Origin of the sequence: Chamaesiphon sp. OTE_75_metabat_556 (genome assembly GCF_031378165.1) — a bacterium.
In the GTDB taxonomy this organism is placed as follows: domain Bacteria; phylum Cyanobacteriota; class Cyanobacteriia; order Cyanobacteriales; family Chamaesiphonaceae; genus Chamaesiphon.
On record NZ_JANNDR010000353.1, the window covers coordinates 1 to 3237 of the forward strand.

3 protein-coding genes are annotated in these 3237 nt (G+C 46.3%); 1 reads left to right on the plus strand and 2 read right to left on the minus strand.

Annotation, left to right across the window (positions count from 1 at the left end; genetic code table 11):
- Positions 1-838, plus strand: an 838-nt coding sequence (locus tag RMO27_RS14330) for a radical SAM protein (RefSeq protein WP_309733643.1), incomplete at its 5' end; no start/stop codon positions are given.
- Between the two features lie 53 nt (positions 839-891).
- Here RMO27_RS14330 and RMO27_RS14335 read toward each other — a convergent pair.
- Positions 892-2133, minus strand: coding sequence for a bifunctional oligoribonuclease/PAP phosphatase NrnA (locus RMO27_RS14335; RefSeq protein WP_396133718.1), 1242 nt, complete (start codon positions 2131-2133; stop codon positions 892-894).
- Positions 2134-2430: 297 nt separating this feature from the next.
- Positions 2431-3099, minus strand: a complete 669-nt coding sequence (locus RMO27_RS14340; protein ID WP_309733648.1) for a PHP domain-containing protein — start codon at positions 3097-3099, stop codon at positions 2431-2433.
- Positions 3100-3237: the final 138 nt, after the last annotated feature.

Sequence of the window (3237 nt, forward strand, 5' to 3'; positions counted from 1 at the left end):
CGATAATGGCTTGAAAGTCACCAATCGCTTGGGCTTACTCGGTGCATCAGTCACCCAACATCCAGAATTTCCCGCATTACTAGAACATCTGGCTCAACCTAAATATGATGATGTCCGACTGAGTGTATCCTCAGTCCGCACGAATACCGTCACGGTTCGATTGGCGGAAATTCTATCCCAGCGGGATAGTAAATCGCTAACGATCGCGGTAGAGAGCGGCTCAGAACGGATTAGAAAGATCGTCAACAAGAAACTCGAAACCGATGAAATATTTCAAGCTGCTGCTAATGCCAAAGCAGGTGGTTTAAAAGGGTTAAAACTCTATGGAATGGCGGGAATTCCAGGTGAAGAGAATGGTGACATAGATGAGACGGTGACGATGTTGCGATCGCTTAAAAAAGCAGTCCCAGGATTGCGGCTGACTTTTGGATGCAGTACGTTCGTGCCGAAGGCTCACACGCCGTTTCAATGGTTTGGAGTAAATAAAGAAGCCGATAAAAGATTGAAATTACTGCAAAAACAACTTACGCCGAATGGGATCGATTTTCGCCCTGAGAGTTATAATTGGTCGGTAATTCAAGCCATCATTTCTAGAGGCGATCGCAGGTTGTCTCATTTACTCGAACTTACCCGCAATTATGGAGATTCGATCGGGAGTTTTCGGCGCGCATTCAAGGAGTTACGAGGAAAGGTTCCAGATCTGGATTTCTACGTCCATCAAACTTGGGATCTCGATCGAGTTTTACCGTGGCAGCATATTATTGGGCCATTACCACAGCCTACTCTGATCAAGCACTTAGAATTAGCAACATCACAATTCTCGATCGCCTCAGTGTAGTAGGGGAAATTCATGAATTGCCCCTACACTGAATTTTTAAAGCTGGATTAAATTTAATAACTATCCGTAGGATTGACTAATCGAAGTAACTTCTGCTTGATTTGATTGTCAAACACTTCCCACTTCATCTTAGAAAACTCAGTATTGTCATTAAACCCGCACAAGAACCCAACTGGAATCTCAAACCCGCCAGCGGTAAATCTCCCGCCACCGAAGAACCGGCCCTCGCTATTTTTACCAAAGGCTTCCTTGATAAACTCGTCTGGATCGAGGGTTAATTTGGAGGTGCGGAGGGATCCAATCACCAATTCGACTTCATCATCCTCATCGCGGACGATGCCGTAAACCATCGCGGTATGGACGTTTTCTTCAGTAACTAAGAAATCTGCTGCTTGGGGAATCGCATCGCGATCTTCATAGCGTAAATAGCCGACACCCGCGATCGAGAAGTTATTTTGTACCACTCGGTTAGTGAGCGATCTCTGAATCACCTCCATCACCCGTTTCGATCGGTATACTTGGAGGATGGCATTGAGCAATTGGGCATCATAAAAGCGGCTGAGATATCCCGCCGCCAAAAAGTCTTCTTCTTGCGCTTGCATTAAGCGATTGGTGTCCGATCTCAAGCCGTGCATCAGTGCTGTGGCACATTTAACATGCTCGCTAATGCTGCTGTCGAGCTTGAGTAATCCAGCTTGGAGATATTGGGTGAGAATTGTCGCTGTCGCGCGAGTAGAGGGGCGGATATCAACAAATTCGGCGTTGAGATCTTCTTGGAGGCTGTGATGGTCGATAATGACTGTAATCGGTACGCCAGCTTGCCGGATTGGTTCTAATAATTGACAGGTGGTACCTTGGTTGTCGATCAGTACGCAGCCTTGATAGTTTGCTAAATCTTTATCCTTCAGACTTGCAGTCGAAATCTTCTTAGTTGGTAGTCCTGTTAGCTTGACGAGTGCGATATTTTCCTGGTGGCTGAGCGCGCCAGCATAGACGAGATCGCAGTGAATATTGTATTGCTTGGCAATCAGTTGATATGCCCATGCTCCCGACAAAGCATCAGGATCTGGAAAGTCTTGGAGTAAAACGATTTGGCGTTCGCCACGGTGTCTTTCTAGCGTTGCCTTGAGTGCTGCAACGCGAATATCTTCTGATGGTAAATCGCTACGGTGTTCGAGTGCAGTGGCTCCACCAACGGATGACCCGATTGTTGCTGGCATCGAGATTGCACCACCACCCTCACTATCTAGTCTCAATTCTGGATGTTCGACATCTGGATTTGTCGGTTGTGTCATTTCGAGCAGTCCACGTATAGAACTTGGATCCATACTTGAAGCTTGACCATTGAGAGGCTTAATCGAATTTAAAGACATCTAATTCAGTAGAGGTATAATATCCCTAATCAACTATCATAGACAACTACTATCGGATTGGCAATTAGCGATTTTACTTAGACCCGATCGATCGATTCCACGATCTTTTACTAGCAATAGTTTTAGACTCTTTAGCCGTACCCTGATGAATTGGTAGTTTCGGCATTTAGGTGCCTCAGTGTCAGTAGTGAGAATGTTAAATAAAATACAACGAGCGGTCTACAAACGTTGCAGTAAATTCAACCCATGCGTATCCGTACCGCAAGTATGTAACAGGTTGTAGCTATTTCCTAAACGTTTAACTGTTTCGGTCTGCTCGAAGCTGGGAATCCAAGGATTGGGATTGTTGTAAGCATAATAAGTTTCTACCCCATCAATACCCAGTGAAACTGCTGTCGGAATCAATTCTTCTGGCGATCGACGGTACCGAGCGGGATGTGCTAACACGACGATCGCCCCAGCCGCATGGAGCGCGGCAATCGCCCGTTCGGCGCGGGCATCGGCTCCCCTAGGCTCTCTACCCGTTAGGTAAGGAGCCAAACTTGGTTCGAGGGGGTCAAATCCGTAGCCGAGAATATGGACGTCTACCGGAGGCAGATATGCAGTAATTTCGATTCCCGTCCATAATTGGAGCGAATCAATCGATTGGGTTTCGAGCCACTTGGCAGCACGATAATAACCATTGACACAATGATGATCGGTAATTGCCATCCCTTGGAGACCAATTTCTACAGCCTGAGCCATCAGATCTTCTGGTTGCAGTTTGCCATCAGAGCAATTGGTGTGCATGTGAAAATTGTAATGTTTCGGACAACTATCAGCCTGAATGCTGCCAAAGATTTGCCGCAAGAGCGTAGTATTCTGTGCTGAGTGCTGGTGGTTCCCCATAGCTTTGGATGTACGAGTCTGGTAGTTACCTACGATCGTCAAGGTATTTGCGTAAATAAAGTGTGCTATCTCTATCTATCCAGATTACCCCAATCTTTGTAAAACCTCACCCGCCTGATGGCTGAAAGAACTGTCTTG